This window comes from Actibacterium mucosum KCTC 23349, assembly GCF_000647975.1.
GTDB lineage: Bacteria > Pseudomonadota > Alphaproteobacteria > Rhodobacterales > Rhodobacteraceae > Actibacterium > Actibacterium mucosum.
Genome location: NZ_JFKE01000007.1, coordinates 86020 through 110687, shown reverse-complemented (window position 1 = coordinate 110687; position 24668 = coordinate 86020). Strand labels below are relative to the sequence as shown.

The window sequence follows — 24668 nt, the reverse complement described above, 5'->3', positions numbered from 1 at the left end:
GCCAAAAATGCAGAAGTATTACCAAGTTGCTGAGTAGGTTTTAAATTTGCCCACCTTTAAGAAAAACCGAAAGTCGAGGCAGCTGTAACAGGTGCGATACTGGGTTTTTTCTATTGGTGCAGGGCCTCGATCTCGATAACCTTCGTGAACCTGACCTATTCAGGGATTAGCACCTAGTCCCAATTCTTTGCGGGCAGCGGCGATGTCGATACTTGCGCTCACACCATGTTTCTCAAGCATGAACAACAGGTTGGCGCCGTTGAGGAGCGTAAGCGGTTTGTCTGCGGCAAACTTGTACGCGTCTGGGCCGTAGTCAGCCGTGGTGACAAGAATACCTTTGCCTGCCCCTTCGTTCATTACTGTCCCGTAGAGATCCCGAACTGCAGAAACCCCAACAGTCCGAGTATACCGCTTGGCTTGGATAACGATCTTGCCTCCGCTGATCGGGTCTGGGTCGAAGGCTATAGCGTCGACGCCACCATCAGAGCTGGACTGTGTGACTTTGACTTCCCCACCCCGAACCTCAAACTCCTTTCCAAAAATTTCACGGACAAGATGTTCAAATTCGTCCCAATCCATAGCGGCCAGGTTCATTTGGGCGCCAACATCGCTCGCGATGTCGCGCCCCTCAATGAAACGCTGATCTTCTCTGGATATCTCCATGATGGGAGCCACAGGAGCCAGGCCGATGAGCGAAGCTGCAGAAACGCCCTTAAAACTCTTAAAGCATGCCTTTGGCTCTACCCTCGACAGATCAACATCCAGGAATGCATCTCTTTCAAACATGCCAGACAGAATTGTTGGTCTTTCCTCTTTGCCGGTTGCAGGGTTGATCTGATCGACAACCCCGTTGAACAGGATGGACTTCAGGTTCTCTGGTGCGTCGGCCTCAAAAAGTTCGTGTACCGTCCGTAAGGCAACCTGATAGCAAAGCTCATCGTAGAGCCGTTTCTGTTCAGTCTTGGCGATGTTGGTTGTGGTTATCTCGCCTGTCTTGGGAAGAAATCGGGCACTCTTCGGGAGCTCGACCACCGTGGGATCGGGAAGAAGAAACTCCACCATGCCGAGCTTGGCAGACGGGTCGTAGTTGAATCTATAACTGCCTTGGAACCATTCCGGATAATGGGAAGCATCCAAGACCAAACACGCGTGTTCAACTACAGCCTGGGTTTCTCCTTGAAGCCATTGTTCTTTGAGGGAATAGATTTGCTGGTTGTGAGCATGGACACGGTCAAGTTCCTGCGTTTCCAGTATTTTTTGCTCCTCTTCCCACGCGGCCCTTTCATCCTGCCACTTTTCGACCCGGCGACGATGGGCCGCTTGGAGCCTCTCTCGCTCTTCCCGGTGTTCCTCGACTTCTGCTCGGTGGCTTGCCTTCAGGTTTGCCGCCTGGGCCTCATGTTCTTCTTGGCGACGCTTCACTTCTTCGTCGTGCAGCGCCTTAGCTTCCTGACGCTTTTTCTGGGCTTGCCCTAAGAGCCACTGAACGAAGGTGATACGAAGCTCAGCAAAACTCGGCACCCTATACTCGGGGGCGTCGAAATCCGGAATCAAAAGCTCCGGCTCTGGCGGTACAGTTGGCGCTGCCGGTTTCGGCTTGTCAAATTGTGACGGTTTAAATGAATGGGTCGCTATCAGGTTTTCCCAATCGACGCTGTCATCGACACCTAATGTCGCCTGCAGAATCCGCTCTAGCTCATGAATTCGGGCATTCGCATCATCAACAAGTGCCCCCGCGGATTCCTTCCCGCTTTCAACATTTAGCTTGTTCAGATGCGCTTGGTACTTTTTGTCCCAGCCTACTAAGAGCTGATCAAGCTTCTTCTGAAGAGTGTATTCGTCGGCCCCGCTGATTTCCTTGAAGAGTTTCAGTTCACTATGCGTAATCGGTACGTAAACCCTCGTGATCTCTCCATACTGATTTCGAGTAACGCGTGTTTCGCCTTGAACGATGAACCTCGGCCACTTAGTCATCAAACTCAGCGAAAAACTTGCCTCGTAGCCAAACATAGTGGCCCTCCAACTAAAAAAGTACCGATCGCAGGATCGGTATTTTTGGCGCCGTTGTCAAAACCAGAGTGACACTACCGTTTGTTGTTCCGTAAACCAAACTGTAAACCACCGCGTCGGGCTTCCAAAATTCACCATGTAAGTCATTGATTTTGTTGGTCGGGACGGCAAGATTCGAACTTGCGACCTACGGTACCCAAAACCGTCGCGCTACCAGGCTGCGCTACGCCCCGAACTCGGGCTTCATAAACGCCGGTTTCCGGAATGAAAAGACCTAACCGCCATCACAGGGCCACAAGGCGTCATTCCCCAGCGATGGATGGCGCAGAACATCGCCTTCCTGCAGGCCAAGTCGCTCGGAAACGCCGCCATTCAACTCCAGCACCAGCAAAACGTTTGGGCCGCCTTTGATCAGGGACTCGTCCAGGGGAATCGCGTTTTGGTGGATTCGCAGCACCTCGCCATCTTCACCAACGAAGATCATGTCCAATGGAATCAGAGTGTTACGCATCCAGAAAAAAGCGCTATGCGGGGCGGGATAGACAAACAGCATCCCGTGGCTTTGCGGCATCGACGCGCGATGCATCAGCCCTTGGGCGCGTGTCGCGTCTGTATCGGCAAGCTCGACTGTGAATCGCGCCTGACCAAATCCGCCGCGCAGATCCACGTGGTTCGGTGCGCATTCGGCAAATGCCTGTGCAGCCGCCAGAATGCTGGCGGCGGCTATACTTAGTCCTCGAAGGAGCCTACGGCGCTTTCCCATGTGCCAACCATCAATGCCATCCGTCCGCGTTTGCCATCGACAACGCGCAGTGACACTGCCTCACCCGGCTGCAGGTCGGCAAGACCTGAACGCCGCAGAACCTCAATATGCACGAAAACGTCATCATCGCTGCCAAAGACATTGGCAAAACCAAAGCCTTTGCCCTTGTCGAACCACTTCACCCGCGCGGGTTCCAGTTCGGTATCGGCAATCAGGTCTGAATCAGCCTCGTCGAGGTCCTGAAACGCGTTCTCCTCCGTTGGTTCCGGCGGATCGATACGCAACACCTGCGTGGCCTGTATCCCCCGATCGGTTGCCAAAGTCTCAACCTCGATACCCGCAGAATCTGCAACCGAGCTTTGCCCGAAATTTCGCAAAACATTGGCGTGCAGAAGGATATCGGGTCCACCCTCATCGGCGACCACAAATCCGAAGCCTTTTGCAGGATCAAACCATTTTACACGGCCCACAACCCTGCGTGGCGTATTGTCTTCCTGTTCGTTCATTCTTTCGCGTCGTTAGTTCCGTCTTCCCCACTACTGTTTGTGACAGAACGTGAACAGGTTTCAAGGGCTATTTTTCCGTTCATTTTCAATCACATACCATTCGCGAACCGTGAATGTCACGGATTTAGGCGCGAAATTTCCCACTTTTCACCCCCGTTTTCACGCACCCACCTAAACCGGTCATGCAACCGAAAGGCGCCATCTGCCCAAAACTCGATCTCGACCGGAGTGATCCGGTAGCCGCCCCAAAACTCCGGTCGTTGCTTTGCCGTGCCGTGTTGTGCGGCCATGCGCGCCACTTCCGCCACAAGCGTCCCGCGTGAATTGAGCGGTTGTGATTGGCGCGATGCCCAAGCCCCCAGACGGCTCTTTTGCGAACGCGAAGCGAAATATGCATCCGCCTTTGCGCCATCTTCCCGCTCAACGGTGCCACGCACCCGTATCTGCCTGCGAAGAGACTTCCAGTGTAGCACAAATGCCGCCGTTTGGCTTGCCTCAATCTCGGCGGCTTTGGCACTGCCGTAGTTCGTGTAAAAGACGAACGCGTCATCTTCGATGTCTTTCAGCAGCACCATGCGCACATTGGGCATACCCCGCGCATCCACGGTGGACAGCGCCATGGCGCTTGGATCGTTTGGCTCCACCTCAGTCGCCTCGGCCAGCCAGTTCTTTGCAATGATAAACGGATCGTCGCCCGCAAAAATTCCAGTACGGTCTGCCATGTGCACCTTTTCCCACACCGCCCCGTCCCGCTATACAATCTGCGGTGGCCTTGAAGCGGCGATTTCTTTCCCCTAAACCGGTCCTACTCCACAGAGGTAGCGAGGGGCAGCGAATGTCAACACAACTTATGCAGGGCAAGCGCGGCCTGATCATGGGGCTTGCCAATGACAAGTCCATCGCGTGGGGTATTGCAAAGGCCCTTTCCGACCAGGGTGCGGACCTGGCTTTTTCGTATCAGGGCGAGGCGCTGAAGAAACGCGTCGCGCCTTTGGCCGCGCAGGTTGGCTCGGATTTTCTAGCGGAATGTGACGTGTCCGACGAGGCGTCGATCGACGCGCTGTTTGACGCGATCGAGAAACGCTGGGGCAAGCTGGACTTTATCGTGCACGCCATCGGGTTTTCCGACAAGAACGAGCTGCGCGGGCGATATGTGGACACGTCGGCGGCGAATTTCCGGATGACGATGGATATTTCGGTCTATTCCTTCACCGCCGTGGTGCGCCGGGCTGAAAAGCTGATGAAAGACGGCGGCTCGTGCCTAACGCTGACCTATTACGGCGCCGAGCAGGTGATGCCGCATTATAACGTGATGGGCGTGGCCAAGGCAGCGCTGGAGGCTTCGGTGAAATACCTTGCCGAGGATCTGGGCAAACACGCCATCCGCGTGAACGCGATCTCGGCCGGCCCGATCAAGACGCTTGCAGCCAGCGGCATTGGCGATTTCCGCTATATCCTGAAATGGAACGAGCTGAACTCGCCCCTGCGGCGCAACGTGACGCAGGAAGAAGTGGGCAAATCGGCGCTGTACCTGCTGTCGGATCTTGGGTCCGGCGTGACGGGCGAGAACCTGCATGTGGATGCCGGGTACCATGTGGTCGGTATGAAAGCCGTCGACGCCCCGGATATCGACGCGGTTGTGGGCCGGAAACCGGCAGCCGAATAGCCCCTGCGGATGCACCCCCCTGGCTTGCGCGCCTATGCTGCGCGCGGGTTCTGAAGGCCGGGGGGGATGTCAGGCGGGTTGTGCGGGCATCTTAGCGTCCGCTGTAATAGCAAGATGCCAATAACCCCGAGGTGGACGAATAGGCCTCGTATCTGCGCAACTCCAGATACCTTCGGTCTGACGGCAGGGTGATGCCGAATTCCCGCTTGGCGATCAGGGGCAGGTTCAGGGCCAGTTGATGGATGTGCTTTTGGGCATCCTTAGGGTTGGTGCTATACGAGTCTCCGCGGTTTCCAACTGACCGGAACGCGGCGTAATCGGTGACCCCCAGAGCCGTTTTTTGGACAGCGGCCTGCAACCGCGGGCCCAATTTGGCATCGCGAAACATGTCCACCCCCCATTCGCGAGCCACCAGCGCATAGCTGAGCGCGGGGTCCAGACCGTAGGTGTGATACCAAAGCGCCCGCACGCCGCGACAGGAATTGTCTTTGATATATCCCGACGTCTGGATGACCTTGGTAAACTCGCGCTTTCTTGCTGCCAATTCGCGCATGGCCAGGCGTTTGTCGCCGGTCAGCGCCGCATAGGCCCACTGGGTCAGCCCATTATTGGCAAAGTCATAAATGCCATCGGACTTCGCGTTCACCTCGGGCAGGACAAACTTTTTGTGGGCGGCCTTGAACCACGGCAGGATGATCTTGCGGTCCTCGTCGGTCATGAAAGGCTGGAGCACGGCTGCCGCGATGAACAGGTTGGCATACATGCGGGCCACGAATCTGGGCGTGTGCGACGGGCATGGTGAATTGGGGCCGTTCTTGTAGCATTGAACCTTTAGCGCCGCTTTGCGCGTCAGCAAGCCTTTCTCGTTCAGGTACAAACCCGAAGCAGCCATGCGCCGCAGCCCGTCGATGATGGCTCTGGCCAGCCTGGTGTCACCCTTGGCCGCAGCGGCATAAGCGTTGAACAGGATCGGTTGCCAATTGGCGACATAAGCGTCTTTCTTGGCCGTAAGCGAGGTCGAACGATTAAGCTCGTTCACATAGGCTTGGCTGTTTTTGTAAAGGTTGCCCATGGCCCGGTTGACCGCGGACACCCTTGGCCCGCGCCCTTTTGCATCGCGCGTGCAGCCGGGCCCAAGGCTGTTGGCGATAAAGAATTTTGGCCCGATGGGCGTATCCGCAATCGCCGATTGCGCCGGCAAGAACTGGCAGGACACGGCCAGTACCAACACCCAAACCCCCCGCGAAAACGTCATATCACTCCCCTTTCGCCCCGACAAAAGCGCCCGCGTTGACCAAGTCTAGGCGAGTTTTGCCGTAACCTGTCAACAATTAGGCGAAGCCGGGGGGGCGAATGGGGAATGGGTTTTGGCAGGTCCGGGTGGCATGAATGCCGCCGTCGCCCCGGAGATCGACGCGGTTGTGGGCCGGAAACAGGTCTCAATTCATCGCCACCCGATACGTGCCGGCGGTGACAGTGATGCCCGGCACCCGGCGCTGGTCCTCGAACAGGTTGTAGGCGGGTTGCAGCTGCGTCCAGAAACCATGCCACTTTGTGCCCTTGGCCTGCGCCAAGCGGTGGGCTGTCATACGAAAAGGAAAGGCGTGGACGTCCACAAGGGATTGGCCCTTGCGCAACGCAGCCTCCAGCGCGACATAGATTTCCTCGATCGCCGGGTCCGTCATCGCGTAGCAGCCAACAGACAGGCAATCGCCATGCACCATCAAATAGCTGCCGGTGCGGTCGTTGGCGCGGTCAAAACTGTTGGGAAAACCAAGGTTGAACGACAGGTGGTAGCGCGAATTCGGGTTCAATGCCGATCTGCCAACGCGATAGAAACCTTCGGGCGACTGGCGGTCACCTTCGGCAAGTTTTGGGCCCAAGTCACCTGAGAAATTGCAGATCGGGTAGGTGCGGAACAATTGGAATGTCTCGCCCGTCTGCACCCACAGCTCCAATTCAGCCTCTTCTTTGAAGATGCGAAGGTAAACCGGGTTGCCAAAGGCAAGGCCCTGTGCGGCGAAGGCGCGGGTCAATTCCGGAATTTGCCGGGCGCGGATCTCGGAAATGTCACGTTTCTGGCCCAAATCCCGCTGGATTGCCGATGGCAACAGGCCCGGACGGTGCCAAAGGACAACCGCTGCACCCACAGCGAGGACCACAACCACAAGAAACCCGCGCATGACCATTTTGCCCTCGTACCCGATCCACCGCCAAAACACTCTTTTCCAAAGCGCCGCTGCATTGTATCACCGGCGGATACCAAAAACAGCCGGGACTGAAGGTGATGAGCGATCGATTGCCCCACGAAAAAGGGTTTCATGTCAGTTGGGACCAGATTCACCGCGACAGCCGGGCGCTGGCGTGGCGGCTGGATGGGCGGGGCCCCGATGATGGCGCCTGGCGGGCGATTGTGGCGATCACCCGCGGTGGCATGGCGCCGGCGATGATCGTGGCGCGCGAGCTGGATGTGCGCACGGTTGATACGATCTCGGTCAAATCTTACCATTCGGGCGGCGGCAAGGCCGATCAGCGGCGCGAGGCCGAGGTGCTGAAAGCCCCCGACGCCGAGATAATGGGCGATGGCACCGGCATTCTGATCGTCGACGATCTGGTTGACAGTGGCAAAACGCTGGAACTGGTGCGACAGCTGTACCCCAAGGCGCATTTTGCCACCGTCTATGCCAAGCCGCAGGGTGAGCCACAGGTGGATACGTTCATCACCGGTGTGAGCCAGGACACGTGGATTTTCTTCCCGTGGGACATGGCATTGCAATATGTCGAACCCTATCGCGGCACGGACTGATCCGATGTTCAACCCCAACCTGACCGGCACCTTTGCGCCGCCGGTGATGGAGGCGCGGCGTTGGTTGGAGGGGGTGGAATTTCCGCCCGACCGCCCATTGATCAATGTCAGCCAGGCCGCGCCCGCCGATCCGCCGCCCGAAGGGCTGCGCGCGGCAATCGCCGAGGCCGCGATGAACGTGCCGCAGGCGCATCTTTATGGGCCGGTTCTGGGCCTGCCCGACTTGCGCGCGCAGGTGGCTGGAGACTGGTCGGAGGCGTATGGCGGCGAGATTTCGGCGGATCAGGTGGCCATCACCTCGGGGTGCAACCAGGCGTTTTGCGCCGCGGTGACGACGCTGGCGCAGCAAGGCGACCAGGTGATCCTGCCGGTGCCTTATTATTTTAACCACAAGATGTGGCTGGACATGATGGGGATCGAGGCGGTTCCGCTGGCCTGTGGGCCCGACATGGTGCCCGATCCGGCCCTGGCCGAGACGCTCATCACGCCCTCTACCCGCGCCATTGTTCTGGTCACACCCAACAACCCCACCGGGGCCGAATATCCTGAGGGTGTGGTTCGGGCGTTCTTCGCTGTGGCGCGCGCGCATGGGTTGGCGTTGATCGTGGACGAGACTTATCGCGATTTCGACAGTCGCAGCACGCCCCCGCATGATCTGTTTGCACAGGACGGTTGGGACGACACGCTGATCCACCTGTACAGCTTTTCAAAGGCTTACAGGCTGACCGGGCACCGGGTGGGGGCGTTGGTCACTTCGGCCGCGCGGTTGTCCGAGGTGGAAAAATACCTCGATACCGCCGCCATCTGCCCCAATCAGTTGGGCCAGATCGCGGCATTGTGGGGGATGCGCAACCTGCGCCAATGGCTGGCTGGCGAGCGCGACGAGATCCTAACCCGCCGTGCCGCGATCGAGGCGGGTGCCGGTGCCCTGCCCGGCTGGCGCTTGCTGCAATGCGGGGCCTATTTTGCCTATTTCGAGCATCCATTCGATATCCCGTCGGACCAGTTGGCGCAGCGTTTGGTTGCCGAAGCGGGCATTCTGGCGCTGCCCGGCACGATGTTCATGCCCGCCGATGACCCGGCCGGCACCAGGCAGATGCGCATCGCCTTTGCCAATGCCGACACCGCCGGGATCACACAGATGTTTGCGCGTCTGGCCGCATGGACGCCCTAGCCGCTTGCAGCCATCCGCACCAGCGCTTACACATCCCGAAAGCGTAACAAGCGACGACAGGGGACCTTGGCGATGAGCGCGGCGAAAAAAGCGGGTGATGTTGCAGTTTGGGCCATTCTGGTCCTGCTGGTTGTGGGCCTTGTCGGGTTTGGTGCAACGAATTTTGGCGGCAATGTTCAAAGCATCGGGAAAGTGGGCAACACGCCCATCACCGTGAATGACTATTTCCGCACCTTGCAACAGAATATCAGCGCGGTGTCGGCGCAGTTCAACACGCGCCTTTCGTTGCCGCAGGCCGAAGCATTTGGTGTTGTGGCCCAGTCGCGCGAACAGGTAATCTCGGACGCGACGCTGGACAATACGGCCGCGATCCTGGGCGTGTCGGTCGGCGATGAAGAAGTACGTCGACAGATCCTGAACACGCCGGGCTTCACCGGGCTGGACGGAGAGTTTGATCGCGAAGGTTATCGCTTTGCGCTGGAGCAAAACGGCATGACCGAACGCGAGTTCGAGGCATCGCTGCGCCAGGACGCGGCGCGCGGCATTCTGCAAAGCGCAATCGTGGCTGGTATCGTCTCGCCGCAAAGCCACGCCAACACGCTGATGAACTATGTCGCCGAAACGCGCAGCTTTGCCACCATCACGCTGTCCGTTGATGATTTGGCCGAGGCCGTGGAGGCCCCGGACGCCGCCGCACTGCAAGCGTTCTATGATGCCAACCCGGACGCCTTCACCCTGCCCCAATCGCGCCAGATCACCTATGCTTGGCTGACGCCCGACATGATCATCGACGAAATGCAGGTCGACGAGGCCCGCCTGCGCGAAACATATGAAGAGCGCAGCGATTTCTATAACCGTCCGGAACGCCGCCTTGTCGAGCGTTTGATCTATCCGGATCAGGCTGCTGCAGACGCGGCCCGTGCACAGCTGGACAGCGGCGACGCAGATTTCGAAGGCCTTGTACAAGCTCGCGGGCTGGACCTGACCGATATCGATCTGGGCGATGTGACGGCGCAATCGCTGGGGGGCGCTGCGGCCGAGGCCGTCTTTGCCTTGACCGAACCCGGTGTGGTTGGTCCGGTTGATACGGATTTGGGTCCCGCCTTTTTCCGCATGAACGCCATTCTGGCCGCACAGAACACCACTTTCGACGAAGCACGCGAAGCATTGCAGGTGGAGCTTGCCCGGGACGCCGCCGTGCGCGCAATCGCGGATCAGCTTGGCGATTTCGATGACCAACTGGCCGCTGGCGCGACTCTGGAAGAGCTGACAGCCGAGACTGATATGCAGCTGGGCCAGATCTCGTATTTCGACGGGCAAGACGAAGGCATCGCAGGTTATGCCGCCTTTCGCGCCTCCGCTGCGGCTGTGCTGGAAAGCGATTTCCCCGAGCTGGCCGATCTGGACGATGGTGGCCTGTTTGCACTGCGCCTTGACGGGATAACCGAACCCACGCTGCAACCCCTGAACGACGTTCGGGACGCAGCGACAACGTTGTGGCAAGCCGAGGAAACCCGCGCGCAACTTCTGGCGCAAGCCGACGAATTGGCCGCCAAGATCACCGGCGGGGCCGCCATCGACACGTTGGGCTACACGGTTGAATTAACCGAAAGCCTGACCCGCGACGCTGTCACGCCCGACGCGCTGTCGGACGCCGTCTTTGCCCTGGCCGAGGCCGGCGACACCGTCACCCTGCAACAGGGTGATACGGCCATTCTGGCCGTTCTGAACGAAGTTCAGGCCGCCGATATGGCGGACGCGCAGGTCGTTCTGCAAAGCACGTTCCTTGCCTCGCAACTGTCGCAGGGCATTTCGCAGGATATCTATACACAGCTCAGCCAGGCCTTGCTGGCCGAGGCGGGGCTGGAACTGGATCAGGCGGCCATTGCGGCCGTGCACGCCCAGTTCCATCAGTAAGGCAGAGGCACAACATGCACGCGGTCACGCCGTCTTTCGAAAGCTTCGCCGCGGCCTATGACGCGGGCAAGGCACAGGTTGTGTCAGCCCGGCTGGCTGCGGACCTGGACACGCCGGTCAGCCTGATGCTGAAACTGGGCGCGGCCGGGCGCGACACGTTCATGCTGGAATCGGTGACCGGCGGCGAGGTCCGTGGGCGATACTCGGTCGTGGGCATGAAGCCCGACGTCATCTGGCAATGCCACGGCACCCAAAGCCGCATCAACCGGCAGGCCCGTTTCGATGACACGGCCTTCACCGATCAGGATGGCGATCCGTTGACCAATCTGCGGGCGTTGCTGGCCGAAAGCCGGATTGACCTGCCCGCTGACATGCCGCCGATCTCGGCCGGGCTGTTTGGCTATCTGGGTTACGACATGATCCGGCTGGTGGAACACCTTCCCAACGTCAATCCCGACCCGCTGGGCCTGCCCGATGCGGTGCTGATGCGGCCCACGGTGGTGGCGGTGCTGGATGGGGTGAAGGGCGAGGTGACGATTGTGTCGCCCGCGTGGGTCACGCCGGGCCAATCAGCCAAGGCGGCCTATGCGCAGGCGGCGGAACGTGTCATGGATGCGGTGCGCACGCTGGACCGGCCATTGGCCGACAGCACCCGCGAATTGGGCGACGCGGCACCCGTGGGCGAGGCCATTTCGAATTTTGCCAAGGCCGATTATCTGGCCGCAGTGGAAAAAGCCAAGGAATACATCCGCGCCGGCGACATCTTCCAGGTGGTGCCCGCCCAACGCTGGCGGCAGGAATTCACGGCACCTCCTTTCGCGCTGTATCGTTCGCTCAGGCGCACCAACCCGTCGCCTTTCATGTTCTTCTTCAACTTTGGCGGCTTTCAGGTGGTGGGCGCCAGCCCCGAGATCCTGGTGCGTCTGCGCGATGACGAGGTTACGATCCGCCCCATCGCCGGCACCCGGCCGCGCGGCGCGACCGAGGCCGAGGACCGCGCGCTGGAGGCCGACCTGCTGTCGGACAAAAAGGAACTGGCCGAGCATCTGATGCTTCTGGATCTGGGCCGTAACGATGTGGGCCGCGTGGCCAAGATCGGCACGGTGCGCCCCACCGAAGAGTTCATCATCGAACGCTACAGCCACGTGATGCATATCGTGTCGAACGTGGTGGGCGAGATCGCCGATGGCCACGATGCGCTGTCGGCGCTGCTGGCTGGTCTGCCAGCGGGCACCGTGTCGGGCGCGCCCAAAGTCCGCGCGATGGAGATCATCGACGAGCTGGAGCCTGAGAAACGCGGCGTCTATGGCGGCGGTGTGGGCTATTTCTCGGCCGATGGCGATATGGATATCTGCATCGCGCTGCGCACCGCGGTTCTGAAAGATCAGACGCTTTATACGCAGGCCGGCGGCGGCGTGGTTTATGACAGCGACCCCGAGGCCGAGTTTCAGGAAACCGTGAACAAGGCCAAGGCGCTGCGCCGTGCCGCCGAAGGGGCCGGTGCGTTCAGCGGCCCCGGTGGCAAGAACTAAGTCTCAGAACTGTTTGACTGCTGCCGCGCTTACTGCCCGCGAAGGATTGCTGACAGGGGCGCGATGGTCACGTCCCCTTCGCTTTCCAATGCCCATGCAAACAGGGCCGTAACGGTATCGGCATAGCTGCGCCCAACCATGACCACCTGCCCGTCCTGCCCGGCCTTGAAAACGGCGCGCGACAGGTAACGGCGGATCGTGGCGGCCGATTCCTGATCGGCATCCAGCTGCCGGAATGCCTTGGCAGCGGGGACATCGGCAGAGCGCGCGATCTGCTCGGCCGCGTTCAGGCCCCTGTCGAAGGTCAGCACGCCATGTCCGGTGTCTTTGCTGATCGCCATCAACTGTTGCAACAATGGGCGGCTGGATTGCAGCTCGCTTTGCGCAGGTGCCATGATGGCGATGGTTTCCGGCAGTTCGGACAGGTACGTGCCCAAAGTAACCTCAAGGTCCGACGGGCTTGCGCCTTCGGGCAACCCACGGGCCAGAAGGACCACCTCGAACCCGGCAGACCGATAGGCCCGCATGGCCTCAACGGCATCGGGGCGCGTGGGGTCAATGGCAAAGGTCACCGGGAAGCTGAAGGTCGACAGCGTGGCGCGGTCCAGTCCGGCCTGCCCCTCGTCAATCAGCACGATCGCGAAAAGCGGACTGTCACCCTGCCGCTCAAACGGTGCGGCATACCGGCTGAGCGCCCCGAGTGTGGCAAGGTCCACCTCTTCCTCGGCGCTGGGGGCCTCAACCGCTGTTTCGGTTGGCGTGTCCCCGCCGATGGTTGGCAGGCGGCCGATTCGAACGGCAGGTGTGCTGATCTCGCGCCCTGGGACCGGAACACGCAAAGCCCCTGAGGGTGCGGCAGCAGTGTCTTCAGTTTCGGGCGCCTGGGGGTTTTCAACCTCTGGCAAGGGCGTGTCGCGACCCGGGCGGGTGACAACGGCAACTTCGGGTGCGGGTTGCGGCGCGGTTTCGGTGGGCGCGGGCGCGGTTGGTGCCGTTCCTGTTGACGGTGCCGTGCCCGCCCCGGCCTGATCGGCCGCAATGGGACCCGGTGTTGATGCCGTGTCTGCCGTTGGCGCCTGGCCCGGTGCGCCGGATTGTGGGCCAGCTTCGGGCGCAGTGCCCAGCGACGGGGCGGCCTGTTCGGCCCCGGGGGCGGCCGGGCTTGCATCGGCGGCGGGCGCGGTCTGGTCGGGGATTACCACTGCGGGCGTTTCTGCCTGCGCCGGGGCTTGCGGCAGGCTTTCGGCAGAAGGCTCTGCCGGTGCGCTGGCCTGATCGGTGCTCACCGGGCTGCCGGCCTGCGGCAGGGACACGTCACCAGAGCTTTCCGATGGCGGCGTCAAAGCGGCCAAAGCACCGGTTTCCGTTGCCGGCGCGGTGCCAGAGCTGGTGTCGGATGGCAGGGAGCCGGCATCGCCACCGGCAGACAATCCCGGGGCGGTTTGCGCCACCGACGGGTCATTTCCACTGGGCAGACGCGCCTCGCCTTCGGCCGGGGGGCGGTTAAATTCGGACCCGGCGGGCACTTCCAGTGTGCCTGCAGCGGGCCCCTGACCATCGGTGGCGGGCCGCTCGGGCCGGTTTTGCGGCACATTGTCGGCAGCCGACGCCTGATCCAGCGCGGGCGCCGTGTTTGCCGATCCGGTGTTAACGGGCTCGGGCAATGGCGACATTTGTGACGCCACAACAAGGCCAACCGTGGCCGTTACACCGCCCAATACCAGCCCCCGCAACATTCCAGCCATCGCGCTCGTCTCCTTGCCGTCCTCTGCCACTTGCCACCGGACGCGCGTTCTTGGCGCTTGCTCTTGACCCCGGCGCGTGGCTCTGAACATGTATAGCGCGACCCGCCATCAGGTTCACCCCCATTTGACGAAAGCCAGGCCCATGCTGCTGTTGATCGATAATTATGACAGTTTCACCTATAACCTTGTCCATTATCTGGGCGAGTTGGGGGCCGATGTCCGGGTAGAACGTAACGACGCCCTGGATGTGCAACAGGCGATGGCCCTGCGCCCCGAAGCAGTGTTGCTGTCACCCGGCCCGTGTGACCCCGATCAGGCAGGAATTTGCCTTGCCATGGTCGGGGCGGCTGCCGAAACCGGCCTGCCCCTGATGGGTGTATGCCTGGGGCATCAGTCCATCGGGCAGGCCTTTGGCGGCAAAGTGGTGCGTGCCGGCGAGATTGTGCATGGCAAGATGGGCACGATCCACCACGACGGAACGGGCGTCTTCGCGGGTCTGCCCTCGCCACTGCAAGGCACGCGGTATCATTCGTTGACCGTGGACCGCGACAGCCTGCCGGATTGCCTGGAGGTCAATGCCTGGCTTGAGGATGGCACCATCATGGGGCTGCGCCACAAAACGCTGCCGATCCACGGGGTTCAGTTCCACCCCGAATCTATCCGGTCCGAACACGGCCACCAGATGCTGCAAAACTTCCTGAATACGATGAAGGTCCCAGCATGAGCGACGCGTTGAAGCCGCTGATCGCGGCCGCTGCCGACCGCCCGCTGACCCGCGCCGAGGCCGAGGCAGCCTTTGACGTGCTGTTCACTGGCGAGGCCACGCCCAGCCAGATCGGCGGGCTGCTGATGGCTCTGCGCACGCGCGGCGAAACCGTGGACGAGATCGCCGGGGCCGCCGCCACAATGCGCGCCAAATGCAACCCGGTGGCCGCGCCCGCCGGGGCAATCGACATTGTTGGCACCGGTGGCTCGGGCATGAAAACCCTGAACATCTCTACCGCGACCTGTTTCGCGGTGGCCGCGTGCGGCGTGGCCGTGGCCAAACATGGCAACAAGGCCGCAAGCTCCAAGTCCGGTGCGGCAGATGCCTTGGGCCAGATGGGCGTCAACGTGATGGTTGGCCCTGAGATCGTGGAAACGGCCCTGTCACAAATCGGGATCGCCTTCATGATGGCCCCCATGCACCACCCCGCGATCCGCCACGTGATGCCAACACGGATGGAGCTGGGCACGCGCACGATCTTCAACATCCTTGGGCCACTGACCAACCCAGCCGGTGTCAAACGCCAGCTAACCGGCACGTTTTCGCGCGCGATGGTGCGTCCGATGGCGGAAACGCTTTTGGCACTGGGGTCCGAAAAGGCGTGGCTTGTGCATGGCTCGGACGGCACGGACGAGCTGACGATCACCGGCACGTCCTACGTGGCCGCGCTTGAAAACGGTGCCGTCGAAGACCGCGAGCTGCACCCCGAGGTGGCCGGCCTGCCCGTGCACCCGATCGAGGCGATCACCGGCGGCACGCCCGAAGAAAACGGCGCCGCTCTTCGCGCCGTGCTGTCGGGACAGCCCGGCGCTTATCGCGACTCGGTCCTGTTCAATGGCGCCGCAGCGCTGATTGTGGCCGACAAGGTGGCGGATTGGGCCGAAGGCGTCGAAAGGATCGCCGAGGCCATCGACAGCGGCCGCGCGATGGACAAGATCGCCGCGCTGGCCACCCTGACCTCGGCGGCCGAATGACCGACCTGTCGCGGCTGGGCGGCTGGGCAGAACTGCCATTTTTTGCCACGGACTGGCCCGCCGTCAGCGCTGCTTTGCAAGCGGAAACGCGCCCCATCCTTCCGCCCGAAACGCAACGGTTTGCCGCGCTGGAACTGACCCCGCCCGAGGCCACGCGCGTGGTGATCCTGGGCCAGGATCCCTATCCAACGCCCGGCCACGCCCACGGGCTGGCCTTTTCGGTTGAACCCGACGTGACGCCCCTGCCCCGGTCTTTGGGCAATATTTACAAAGAGTTGGCTGACGATCTTGGCACGGCACCCCTGACCGGCGATCTGCGATTTTGGGCGCGTCAAGGGGTGTTGCTGCTGAACACCGCGCTTAGCGTGCCAGCCGGTGAGGCGGGCGGGCATCTGAAACTGGGCTGGCGCGCGCTGACCGAACAGGTGGTGGCGCGCACGGCCCAGACCCCCACCGCGTATCTTCTTTGGGGCAAGCCTGCGCAAAAGATCGGCGCACAGATCACCGGCACCCAGCATCTGAAGATCGAAACCGCCCACCCCTCGCCCCTGTCGGCCCGGCGCGGCTTCTTTGGCTCGGCACCCTTTTCGCGCATCAATGACTGGTTGGCGGCGCGCGGCGAACCTATTATCAACTGGACCCGACCGGAGGGACCATGAGCACCATTCTCGACAAGATCAAAGCCTATAAGTTGGACGAAATCGCCGCCGACAAGGCCGCCACGCCGCTGAGCACGGTCGAAAACGCCGCCCGCGCTGCCGAGGCCCCGCGCGGCTTTGCCACCGCACTGCGGCGCGCGCAGGAAACCGGGTATGGCCTGATTGCCGAGATCAAAAAGGCCAGCCCCTCCAAGGGCCTGATCCGCGCCGATTTCAACCCGCCCGCGCTGGCGCAAGCGTACGAGGCCGGCGGCGCAACCTGCCTTTCGGTGCTGACCGATACGCCGTCGTTTCAGGGCCAGAAATCCTTTCTGACCGCCGCGCACAATGCCACCGCGCTGCCCTGCCTGCGCAAGGATTTCATGTACGACACCTATCAGGTGGCCGAGGCGCGCGCGCTGGGCGCCGATTGCATCCTGATCATCATGGCCAGCGTATCCGACGTGCAAGCGGCCGAGCTGGAAGACGCCGCCACAAGCTGGGGTATGGACGCGCTGATCGAAACCCATGATGCGGCCGAGATGGACCGCGCGTTGCGCCTGAAATCGCCGCTGATCGGCATCAACAACCGCAACCTGAACACGTTCGAGACGACGCTGGATACCACACGCGCGCTGGCGCCGATGGTTGGAGATGACCGGCTGCTGATTTCGGAAAGTGGCCTCTTCACCCCCGCCGATCTGGCCGCCATGGCCGAGGTTGGCGCCCGCAGCTTCTTGATCGGCGAAAGCCTGATGCGGCAAGACGATGTGACCGCCGCCACCAAGGCCCTGCTGACGCGCGAGGTGACCGATGCCTGAGCTGACCCATTTCGACGCCGCCGGTCAGGCGCATATGGTGGATGTGTCCGAAAAGGACGTCACGTCGCGCATCGCCGTGGCCGCCGGTGCGGTGAAAATGGCGCGCGCCACCTATGACCTGATCACCGAAGGCCGCGCCAAGAAAGGCGATGTGCTGTCGGTGGCGCGGCTGGCGGGCATCATGGGGGCTAAGAAAACGCCCGACCTCATCCCGCTGTGCCATCCTCTGCCGATCACCAAGGTCGCGGTCGAGCTGACCGCCGATGCCGACCTGCCCGGCGTGCAGATCGAGGCGACTGTCAAAACCACCGGCCAGACGGGCGTGGAGATGGAGGCGCTGACCGCTGTCGCCACCGCCGCGCTGACCGTCTATGACATGGTCAAAGCCGCCGACAAAGCGATGGAGATCACCGATATCCGTGTCGTTCTGAAAGACGGTGGCAAGTCCGGCCTCTACGAGGGTCGCAAATGATCTCGGTCGCCGAGGCGTTGGACCGGTTGCTGGAGCTGGTCGATGTGTTGCCGACCGAGGACGTGCCCTTGGCGCAGGCCAATGGTCGCGCCTTGGCTGCAGATATCGTCGCGCGGCGCACGCAACCACCTTTTGATGCCTCGGCCATGGATGGCTATGCTGTGAAGGCGGCCGAAGTGGAACCCGCCGCCATGTTCCGTGTCGTCGGCGAGGCGGCGGCGGGCAAGGCCTTTGACGGCGTCATAAAGGCCGGCGAAGCCGTGCGTATCTTCACCGGTGCCCCGGTGCCCGATGGTGCAGATTGCATTGTTATTCAAGAAGATACCAGCCGCAGTGGCGACGTGATCACCCTGCTTCCCGAGCTTGGCGATGGCACCCATATCCGGCCCGCCGGGGGGGATTTCTTCGAAGGCGCACGCCTGTCTGCGCCATGTCGCCTTGGCCCCAATGACATCGCACTGGCCGCTGCGATGAACGTGCCCCACCTGACCGTGCGCCGCAAACCGCGCGTGGCGCTGATAGCCACCGGAAACGAACTGGTGATGCCCGGCGAAACACCCGGCCCGGATCAAATCATCGCCTCAAACTCTTTCGGGCTGCAGGCGCTGTTGGAAAGCGCGGGCGCCGAGGTGCGCATGCTGCCGATCGCCCGTGACACCACGGCCTCGCTGCGCGCTGTGTTCGATCTGGCCAAAGGCGCGGACCTTGTGATCACCATCGGCGGGGCGTCCGTCGGCGATCATGATCTTGTTGCACCCGTGGCGGCCGAACTGGGGATGCAGCAGGCGTTTTACAAGATCGCCATGCGTCCGGGCAAACCACTGATGGCGGGCCGAATGGGTGATGCGGCGATGATCGGCCTGCCCGGAAACCCGGTTTCGGCCATGGTCTGTGGCCATGTTTTTGTTCTGCCCACGCTGCGCGCGATGATGGGTCTGCCGCAGCCAGACCTGACACGTCAGGCGCCGCTGGCGGCGGCCATCGGAACCAATGGCCCAAGACAGCATTACATGCGGGCGACGCTGGGGCTGGACGGGCTGATGGTGTTTGACCGGCAGGACAGCTCGCTTTTGTCGGTTTTGGGCGCGGCCAACGCGCTGGTGATCCGCCCGCCGCATGACGGCGCGCGCGACGCGGGCGAGGATGTCAGCTATATGCCCCTTTAGCGGGTGTTGACACAAAACGAGAACAAGCGTAGAACAGTAGTGAACGAAACCCTGTGGATAAACGGGGTATGGCGACGGTTGGAGGCGAGCATGCTGACCCGCAAGCAATTGGAACTACTGGAATTCATTCACAAGCGCGTTCAGCGTGACGGGGTGCCCCCATCGTTTGACGAGATGAAGGAGGCGTTGGACCTGCGCTCCAAGTCCGGCATCCACCGTTTGATCACGGCGCTTGAGGAACGCGGCTTTATTCGCCGCCTCGCACATCGGGCCCGCGCGATCGAGATTGTAAAGCTGCCGGACTCGATGGACCAATCGGGTTTCACACCACGCGTCATCGAGGGCGACGCCCCGCCACCTGCACCGCGTGCGGCCATGCCGGTTGAAGCTGTGCATGCGCTGGAACTGCCGGTCATGGGCCGTATCGCCGCAGGTACACCGATCGAGGCGATCAGCGAAGTTTCCCATACCGTCGCGGTTCCGGGCTCCATGATCGCCGGTTCTGGCCACCACTATGCGCTTGAAGTCAAAGGCGATTCGATGATCGAGGCCGGGATCAACAACGGCGATGTCGTGGTGATCCGTGAACAAGGCACTGCCGAGAACGGCGAAATTGTCGTGGCCTTGGTTGAAGGTCATGAGGCAACGCTGAAACGGTTCCGCAAGAAGGGTGACATGATCGCGCTTGAGGCCGCGAACCCCGCCTACGAGACCCGTGTTTTCCCCAAGGGTCAGGTCAAGGTGCAAGGCCGCCTCGTGGGCCTGATCCGCAGCTACTAAACGCTAACGTGTCCAAGGCCGGTCACCAGACCGGTCTTTGGCCGAGGTCACTTGCACCTTTCCATCCTGCACGGTTATCGCCAAGGCCCCTGTCCGGCGCAGGCTGCGCTGGTCCAGCAAATTGCATGTCTGCGGCGCATCTTCGATGACGCGTGCGGCGATGACCAAACCGTCAGCGCACGCCCCCGGCAATACATCCTGCCACCCTCTGCCGTGCAACTGCGTAATAACAACTCCCCCCACGATGATGCGCGAACCGCCACGAAAATGCGCGAACCCGTCACGGGAATGGGCGCCAGCCTGCACCGCCGCGTCGCCATCGTTTTCCAACCAACTGCGTGCGGCGAACTGCTCGGACCGCTCTTTGCTCAAGACCCGCCCGGCTTCGGTCATCACCCCCACCAAAGCGCCACTTTCCGTGATCAGGACATCTGGACGCGACGCCTGTGACCACAGGATCAACCCCGCGCATAGCGGTGCCACCGCCGCCACCCGCGCCCGGTTTGGCCACAGCATCAGCCACAGCATCCCCAAAGCAACCAACGGCAAGACCGTCTGGGGCGGCGAAACGACCGGCCAGGTGCTGCCCTCCAGCCCTGCCACGAAATGCGCTACGCCCAACACCCACCGGATGCCCAACTCCATCACCCACAGCGCCGGGGCCTCCAACCCAAAGGGCGCCAGGACACCGCCCAATACGGCCGCCGGGATGACGATCGTTCCGACCAATGGCACGCTGAGGACATTGGCCAACAGCCCGTATTGCGCCACCTGGTTGAAATGGGCCGCTGCAAATGGTGCCGTTGCCAAACCGGCCACCAGCGATGACAGGAACACCGCCAAGACCGGACGCGTCCATGCCGGCGGGCGCCACGCGGTTTCAGGCAGATCCCGCAACAGTCCAAAGACCACAACCAACGCCGTTGTCGCGGCAAATGACATCTGAAACCCCGGTTCCGTCAGCGATTCCGGGCGCAGGATCAACACGATCATCGCGGCCAAAGCCACGGCGCGTAAAGTTAGGGCGCGCCGGTCCAGCATGATCGCCACCAACATCACCAGCACCATGATGAAGGCCCGTTGCGTGGCAACGATCCCGCCGGACAGTGCCAAATAGAACGCCGCCGCCAAAAGCGCCAGGAACGCGGCCCACTTCTTGGCCGGAATGCGCAACGCTGCCGGTGGGATCAATGCCATGCCATATCGCAATGCCGCAAAGATGAAACCGGTCAGCAATCCCATATGCAGGCCTGAAATAGCCAGCAGATGGGCCATGTTCGCGTCACGCAACGCTTCGACGGTATCCGGCGACATGGCCGATCTGTCACCTGTCAGGATGGCAGCGGCAAACGCGCCGTTATCCCCAGCCACCCGCGCCTGAATACCGGCGGACAAACGCGCCCGGATACGACCAACAATAACGGACCAGCCCTGCGCCGGGGCAAGCAGAACAGAGGGGTCGCGGGTATAGCCAACCGCGCCGATGCCCTTGAACCACGCCTGTCTCTGAAAATTGAAACCGCCCGGTTCGGCCGGGGCTGCGGGACCGGACATATTTGCTGTGACCGCGATGCGCTGCCCCGGTTCCGGCACGTCACCCTGATACGGCGAAACGAGGCTGATGCGTACGCGGCGCGGGGTTTCTTCCCGGCGCAAATCAGCCATCCAGACCTCGTCCAACGTGACCCGCGGCGCGCCCGAGCCGGACCGATCCACAATTCGCACACGCCCTTCCAGCGGTCCAAAGGCGCGATACTCCAAAACGGGTGCCGCAACGGTTAAGGTCCGGATTTGCGCCCAGCCGACCCCCAGTGTCATCAGAAACACCACCGCAAAGACAGGCCGCCAAAGAAAGGGTGCCCGCAAAAAGCCCAGCCCACAGAGGGTCGCGAGGGCCAAAATGGCCGTCAAGGCAACCGGCCCCGGCTCTGCCGGCAGGGCGAAATACACCCCGATCCCGATGCCAAACAGCACCGGAACCCACGGAAACAACTCTTGCCGCCGTTCCAGCAGCGCGGTGAGCATGGGTTGTCCTCTTTCGCCCGATTGCTTAATCAGACGACAACGCTATTCCCTCAATGGTTTCCAGAAGGTTAACACCTATGACCGCGGCCCAGATCGTCACCCGGATTGCCCCCTCGCCCACGGGCTTCATGCATATCGGTACCGCCCGCGCGGCGCTGTTCAACTGGCTCTACGCGCGTGGCCGCGGTGGCAAGTTCCTGCTGCGGATCGAAGATACCGACCGCGAACGTTCCACCGACGAAGCCACGCAGGCGATCCTGAACGGCCTGACATGGCTGGGTTTGGACTGGGATGGCGATGCCGTAAGCCAGTTCGCCCGCGCAGATCGTCACGCCGATATTGCCAATGAAATGCTGGCATCCGGCGCCGCCTACAAGTGCTTTTCAACCCAGGAAGAGATTCAGGCCTTTCGTGAAGCCGCCCGAGCCGAAGGGAAATCCACCCTTTTCCAAAGCCCGTGGCGTGACGCGGATGCCACGACCCATCCCGATGCGCCCTACGTGGTCCGCTTGCGCGCCCCCCGCGACGGCGCGACGGTTGTCAACGACGAGATTCAGGGCGAGGTCACCTTTCAGAATGCCAATCTGGATGACATGGTGCTGTTACGCTCGGACGGTACACCGACCTACATGTTGGCCGTCGTTGTGGATGACCATGATATGGGTGTGACCCACGTGATCAGGGGCGACGACCACCTGAACAACGCCGCACGTCAGATTCAGATCTACAATGCCATGAGTTGGCCGCTGCCGGTCTACGCCCATATGCCTCTGGTGCATGGCGATGATGGCAAAAAGCTCAGCAAACGCCACGGTGCCACGGGTGTCGAGGAATACCGGGACATGGGTTATCCGGCAGCCGCGATGCGCAACTATCTGACCCGTCTGGGTTGGAGCCATGGCGACGACGAATTCTTTTCGGACGAACAGGCACGCGCATGGTTTGACCTGTCGGGCATCGGCAAAGCGCCTGCGCGGCTGGACATGAAAAAGCTGAACAATATCTCGGGACAGCATATGGCGGCGGCAGATGATGCTGCGCTGCTGCATGAATACAAGGAATATCTTGCAGGTCTTGGTCAAAATTTGCCGAACGCTGACAAAGAGGCGCAATTGGCACAGGCCATGTGCTTTCTCAAGCAAAGCGCGAAGACATTCGAACAACTTACTGAAAAATCTTGGTTTATCTTTGCCGAGCGGCCTTTGAGCTATGAACCCAAATCCGCCAAGGCGCTAAATAATGTATCCCGTGGTATACTGTCAGAATTGACGCCGCATCTGCAAAATGTTAGCTGGAACCGAGACGCGCTGGAGGCGGCAGCCACTGCGGTTGCCGAGGCCCACGAGATCGGGCTTGGCAAGATCGCTGCCCCCCTTCGTGCCGCGCTGGCAGGCCGCACAGCCACGCCAAGCGTGTTTGACATGATGCTGGTCATCGGACGGGACGAAACGATTGCCCGGATCGCCGATGCCATCGCCTTTGAGGAGCCCTCCGCTCCAACTTGAACATGACGGACCGGTGCGGCCACGCACTGGTCTCTTGAGAAAGGGAACACCATGGCCGAAAGCACCAAGACTGCAACACTCAGCTTTGATGACAAGACGCTCGAACTGCCGATGTTTTCGCCCACCGAAGGGCCCGATGTCATCGACATCTCGAAGCTTTATGCGCAAGGCGACGTGTTCACCCACGACCCCGGTTTCACCTCGACCTCGTCCTGCGAATCGACCATCACCTTCATCGATGGCGCCGAGGGCGTGCTGCTGCACCGCGGCTATCCGATTGGGCAACTGGCCGAGAAATCGCATTTCCTCGAAGTTTGCTATCTGCTGCTTTACGGTGAACTGCCTTCGGCCGCGCAGCTGGAAGACTTTGAAACCCGCGTAACCCGCCACACCATGCTGCACGAGCAGATGGTGAACTTCTTCCGCGGCTTCCGCCGTGACGCGCATCCGATGGCCATCATGGTGGGTGTTGTGGGCGCGATGTCGGCCTTCTATCACGACTCGACCGATATCAACGACCCGTGGCAGCGCGAAGTTGCCTCGATCCGCCTGATCGCCAAGATGCCGACCATCGCCGCCTGGGCCTACAAGTACCATATCGGTCAGCCCTTCGTGTATCCGCGCAACGATCTGGACTATGCGTCGAACTTCCTGCGCATGTGCTTTGCTGTGCCCGCCGAAGATTACGAGGTGGATCCGATCCTCAGCCGCGCCATGGACCGGATCTTTACCCTGCACGCCGATCACGAGCAGAACGCGTCGACCTCGACCGTGCGTCTGGCCTCGTCCTCGGGCGCCAACCCGTTTGCCTGTATCGCCGCCGGCATCGCCTGCCTGTGGGGCCCGTCCCACGGCGGCGCCAACCAGGCTTGCCTGGAAATGCTGCGCGAGATCGGCACCGTCGACCGCATCCCCGAGTTCATCGCCCGTGCCAAGGACAAGAACGACCCGTTCCGCCTGATGGGCTTTGGCCACCGCGTGTACAAGAACTTCGACCCGCGCGCGACCGTGATGAAACAGTCGGCCGACGAGGTGCTGGACCTGCTGGGTGTTGAAGATAACCCCACGCTGCAGGTGGCCAAGGAACTGGAGAAGGCCGCGCTGGCCGATCCCTATTTCGCCGAGAAAAAGCTGTTCCCGAATGTCGATTTCTACTCGGGCATCATTCTCGAGGCGATGGGCTTCCCGACCTCGATGTTCACGCCGATCTTCGCGCTCAGCCGCACCATTGGCTGGGTCAGCCAGTGGAAAGAGATGATCGCCGATCCAAAGCTGAAAATCGGTCGCCCGCGTCAGCTGTATACCGGCGAGTCGCAGCGCGATTATGTGGATGTCGAAAACCGCTGATCGATCCACATCGTCAATAGCAAAAGCCGCCCGGGTCTGGGCGGCTTTTTTGTTG

General features: G+C 61.4%; 22 protein-coding genes and 1 tRNA gene. 14 read left to right on the top strand and 9 right to left on the bottom strand.

Annotation, left to right across the window (positions count from 1 at the left end; genetic code table 11):
- Positions 1 to 159 precede the first annotated feature (159 nt).
- From ACMU_RS15660 to pdxH, 5 genes are all read right to left on the bottom strand, one after another.
- Positions 160 to 2010: a restriction endonuclease gene (locus ACMU_RS15660; protein ID WP_051588384.1), complete on the bottom strand. Its 1851-nt coding sequence runs from the start codon at positions 2008 to 2010 to the stop codon at positions 160 to 162.
- Positions 2011 to 2166: 156 nt separating this feature from the next.
- A tRNA-Pro gene (locus ACMU_RS15655) sits at positions 2167 to 2243 on the bottom strand.
- Positions 2244 to 2284: 41 nt separating this feature from the next.
- Entirely contained in the window at positions 2285 to 2773 is a 489-nt protein-coding gene (locus ACMU_RS15650; protein ID WP_035261355.1) for a DUF192 domain-containing protein, read from the bottom strand.
- The gene (locus tag ACMU_RS15645) at positions 2740 to 3279 is read right to left on the bottom strand and encodes a cold-shock protein (RefSeq protein WP_035261352.1); all 540 of its coding nucleotides are present in this window, start codon (positions 3277 to 3279) and stop codon (positions 2740 to 2742) included. Before ACMU_RS15645 ends, ACMU_RS15650 begins: the two co-directional genes overlap by 34 nt.
- A gap of 116 nt (positions 3280 to 3395) precedes the next feature.
- Positions 3396 to 4001: a pyridoxamine 5'-phosphate oxidase gene (gene pdxH / locus ACMU_RS15640; protein WP_035261350.1), complete on the bottom strand. Its 606-nt coding sequence runs from the start codon at positions 3999 to 4001 to the stop codon at positions 3396 to 3398.
- Between the two features lie 113 nt (positions 4002 to 4114).
- Here pdxH and fabI point away from each other — a divergent pair, with 113 nt between their 5' ends.
- Positions 4115 to 4945 carry an enoyl-ACP reductase FabI gene (gene fabI / locus ACMU_RS15635; RefSeq protein WP_035261347.1) on the top strand — a complete coding sequence of 277 codons (831 nt, stop codon included), beginning with the start codon at positions 4115 to 4117 and terminating at the stop codon, positions 4943 to 4945.
- A 91-nt stretch (positions 4946 to 5036) separates the two neighbouring features.
- On the opposite strand, the gene ACMU_RS15630 is transcribed toward fabI, so the two are convergent.
- Positions 5037 to 6200 carry an alginate lyase family protein gene (locus ACMU_RS15630; protein ID WP_035261346.1) on the bottom strand — a complete coding sequence of 388 codons (1164 nt, stop codon included), beginning with the start codon at positions 6198 to 6200 and terminating at the stop codon, positions 5037 to 5039.
- Positions 6201 to 6384: 184 nt separating this feature from the next.
- A complete protein-coding gene (locus tag ACMU_RS15625; protein WP_236626281.1) occupies positions 6385 to 7128 on the bottom strand; it encodes a L,D-transpeptidase family protein in 744 nt (247 codons plus the stop codon).
- A gap of 104 nt (positions 7129 to 7232) precedes the next feature.
- Here ACMU_RS15625 and gpt point away from each other — a divergent pair, with 104 nt between their 5' ends.
- From gpt to trpE, 4 genes are all read left to right on the top strand, one after another.
- A complete protein-coding gene (gene gpt, locus ACMU_RS15620) occupies positions 7233 to 7751 on the top strand; it encodes a xanthine phosphoribosyltransferase (protein ID WP_035261342.1) in 519 nt (172 codons plus the stop codon).
- Entirely contained in the window at positions 7723 to 8925 is a 1203-nt protein-coding gene (locus ACMU_RS15615; protein WP_035261341.1) for an aminotransferase, read from the top strand. Before gpt ends, ACMU_RS15615 begins: the two co-directional genes overlap by 29 nt.
- Before the next feature lie 72 nt (positions 8926 to 8997).
- Positions 8998 to 10842, top strand: a complete 1845-nt coding sequence (locus tag ACMU_RS15610) for a peptidyl-prolyl cis-trans isomerase (protein WP_035261339.1) — start codon at positions 8998 to 9000, stop codon at positions 10840 to 10842.
- A 14-nt stretch (positions 10843 to 10856) separates the two neighbouring features.
- The gene (gene trpE / locus ACMU_RS15605; protein WP_035261336.1) at positions 10857 to 12374 is read left to right on the top strand and encodes an anthranilate synthase component I; all 1518 of its coding nucleotides are present in this window, start codon (positions 10857 to 10859) and stop codon (positions 12372 to 12374) included.
- A gap of 29 nt (positions 12375 to 12403) precedes the next feature.
- On the opposite strand, the gene ACMU_RS18895 is transcribed toward trpE, so the two are convergent.
- Entirely contained in the window at positions 12404 to 14119 is a 1716-nt protein-coding gene (locus ACMU_RS18895; protein ID WP_161635692.1) for a divergent polysaccharide deacetylase family protein, read from the bottom strand.
- A 142-nt stretch (positions 14120 to 14261) separates the two neighbouring features.
- Between ACMU_RS18895 and ACMU_RS15595 the strand changes: the two genes are divergently transcribed.
- The 7 genes from ACMU_RS15595 to lexA all read left to right on the top strand — a co-directional run bounded on the left by ACMU_RS15595 (position 14262) and on the right by lexA (position 19736).
- Complete coding sequence (locus ACMU_RS15595) at positions 14262 to 14843, top strand: anthranilate synthase component II (protein ID WP_035261334.1); 582 nt, start codon at positions 14262 to 14264, stop codon at positions 14841 to 14843.
- Positions 14840 to 15859 carry an anthranilate phosphoribosyltransferase gene (trpD, locus tag ACMU_RS15590; RefSeq protein WP_035261331.1) on the top strand — a complete coding sequence of 340 codons (1020 nt, stop codon included), beginning with the start codon at positions 14840 to 14842 and terminating at the stop codon, positions 15857 to 15859. The genes ACMU_RS15595 and trpD overlap by 4 nt, the downstream gene beginning before the upstream one ends.
- Complete coding sequence (locus ACMU_RS15585; protein ID WP_035261329.1) at positions 15856 to 16518, top strand: uracil-DNA glycosylase; 663 nt, start codon at positions 15856 to 15858, stop codon at positions 16516 to 16518. The genes trpD and ACMU_RS15585 overlap by 4 nt, the downstream gene beginning before the upstream one ends.
- Complete coding sequence (gene trpC, locus ACMU_RS15580; RefSeq protein WP_035261327.1) at positions 16515 to 17318, top strand: indole-3-glycerol phosphate synthase TrpC; 804 nt, start codon at positions 16515 to 16517, stop codon at positions 17316 to 17318. The genes ACMU_RS15585 and trpC overlap by 4 nt, the downstream gene beginning before the upstream one ends.
- Positions 17311 to 17790, top strand: coding sequence for a cyclic pyranopterin monophosphate synthase MoaC (moaC, locus tag ACMU_RS15575; RefSeq protein WP_035261325.1), 480 nt, complete (start codon positions 17311 to 17313; stop codon positions 17788 to 17790). The genes trpC and moaC overlap by 8 nt, the downstream gene beginning before the upstream one ends.
- A complete protein-coding gene (locus ACMU_RS15570; RefSeq protein WP_035261322.1) occupies positions 17787 to 18956 on the top strand; it encodes a molybdopterin molybdotransferase MoeA in 1170 nt (389 codons plus the stop codon). Before moaC ends, ACMU_RS15570 begins: the two co-directional genes overlap by 4 nt.
- 90 nt (positions 18957 to 19046) lie before the next feature.
- Positions 19047 to 19736, top strand: coding sequence for a transcriptional repressor LexA (gene lexA, locus ACMU_RS15565; protein ID WP_035261320.1), 690 nt, complete (start codon positions 19047 to 19049; stop codon positions 19734 to 19736).
- A 3-nt stretch (positions 19737 to 19739) separates the two neighbouring features.
- Here lexA and ACMU_RS15560 read toward each other — a convergent pair whose 3' ends face one another.
- Positions 19740 to 21761 carry a ComEC/Rec2 family competence protein gene (locus ACMU_RS15560; RefSeq protein WP_035261317.1) on the bottom strand — a complete coding sequence of 674 codons (2022 nt, stop codon included), beginning with the start codon at positions 21759 to 21761 and terminating at the stop codon, positions 19740 to 19742.
- Positions 21762 to 21838: 77 nt separating this feature from the next.
- On the opposite strand from ACMU_RS15560, the gene gltX reads away from it, so the two are divergent.
- Positions 21839 to 23266: a glutamate--tRNA ligase gene (gene gltX / locus ACMU_RS15555; protein ID WP_035261314.1), complete on the top strand. Its 1428-nt coding sequence runs from the start codon at positions 21839 to 21841 to the stop codon at positions 23264 to 23266.
- A 51-nt stretch (positions 23267 to 23317) separates the two neighbouring features.
- On the top strand, positions 23318 to 24613 hold the full coding sequence (gene gltA / locus ACMU_RS15550; protein ID WP_035261312.1) for a citrate synthase: 1296 nt from the start codon (positions 23318 to 23320) through the stop codon (positions 24611 to 24613).
- Positions 24614 to 24668 lie beyond the last annotated feature (55 nt).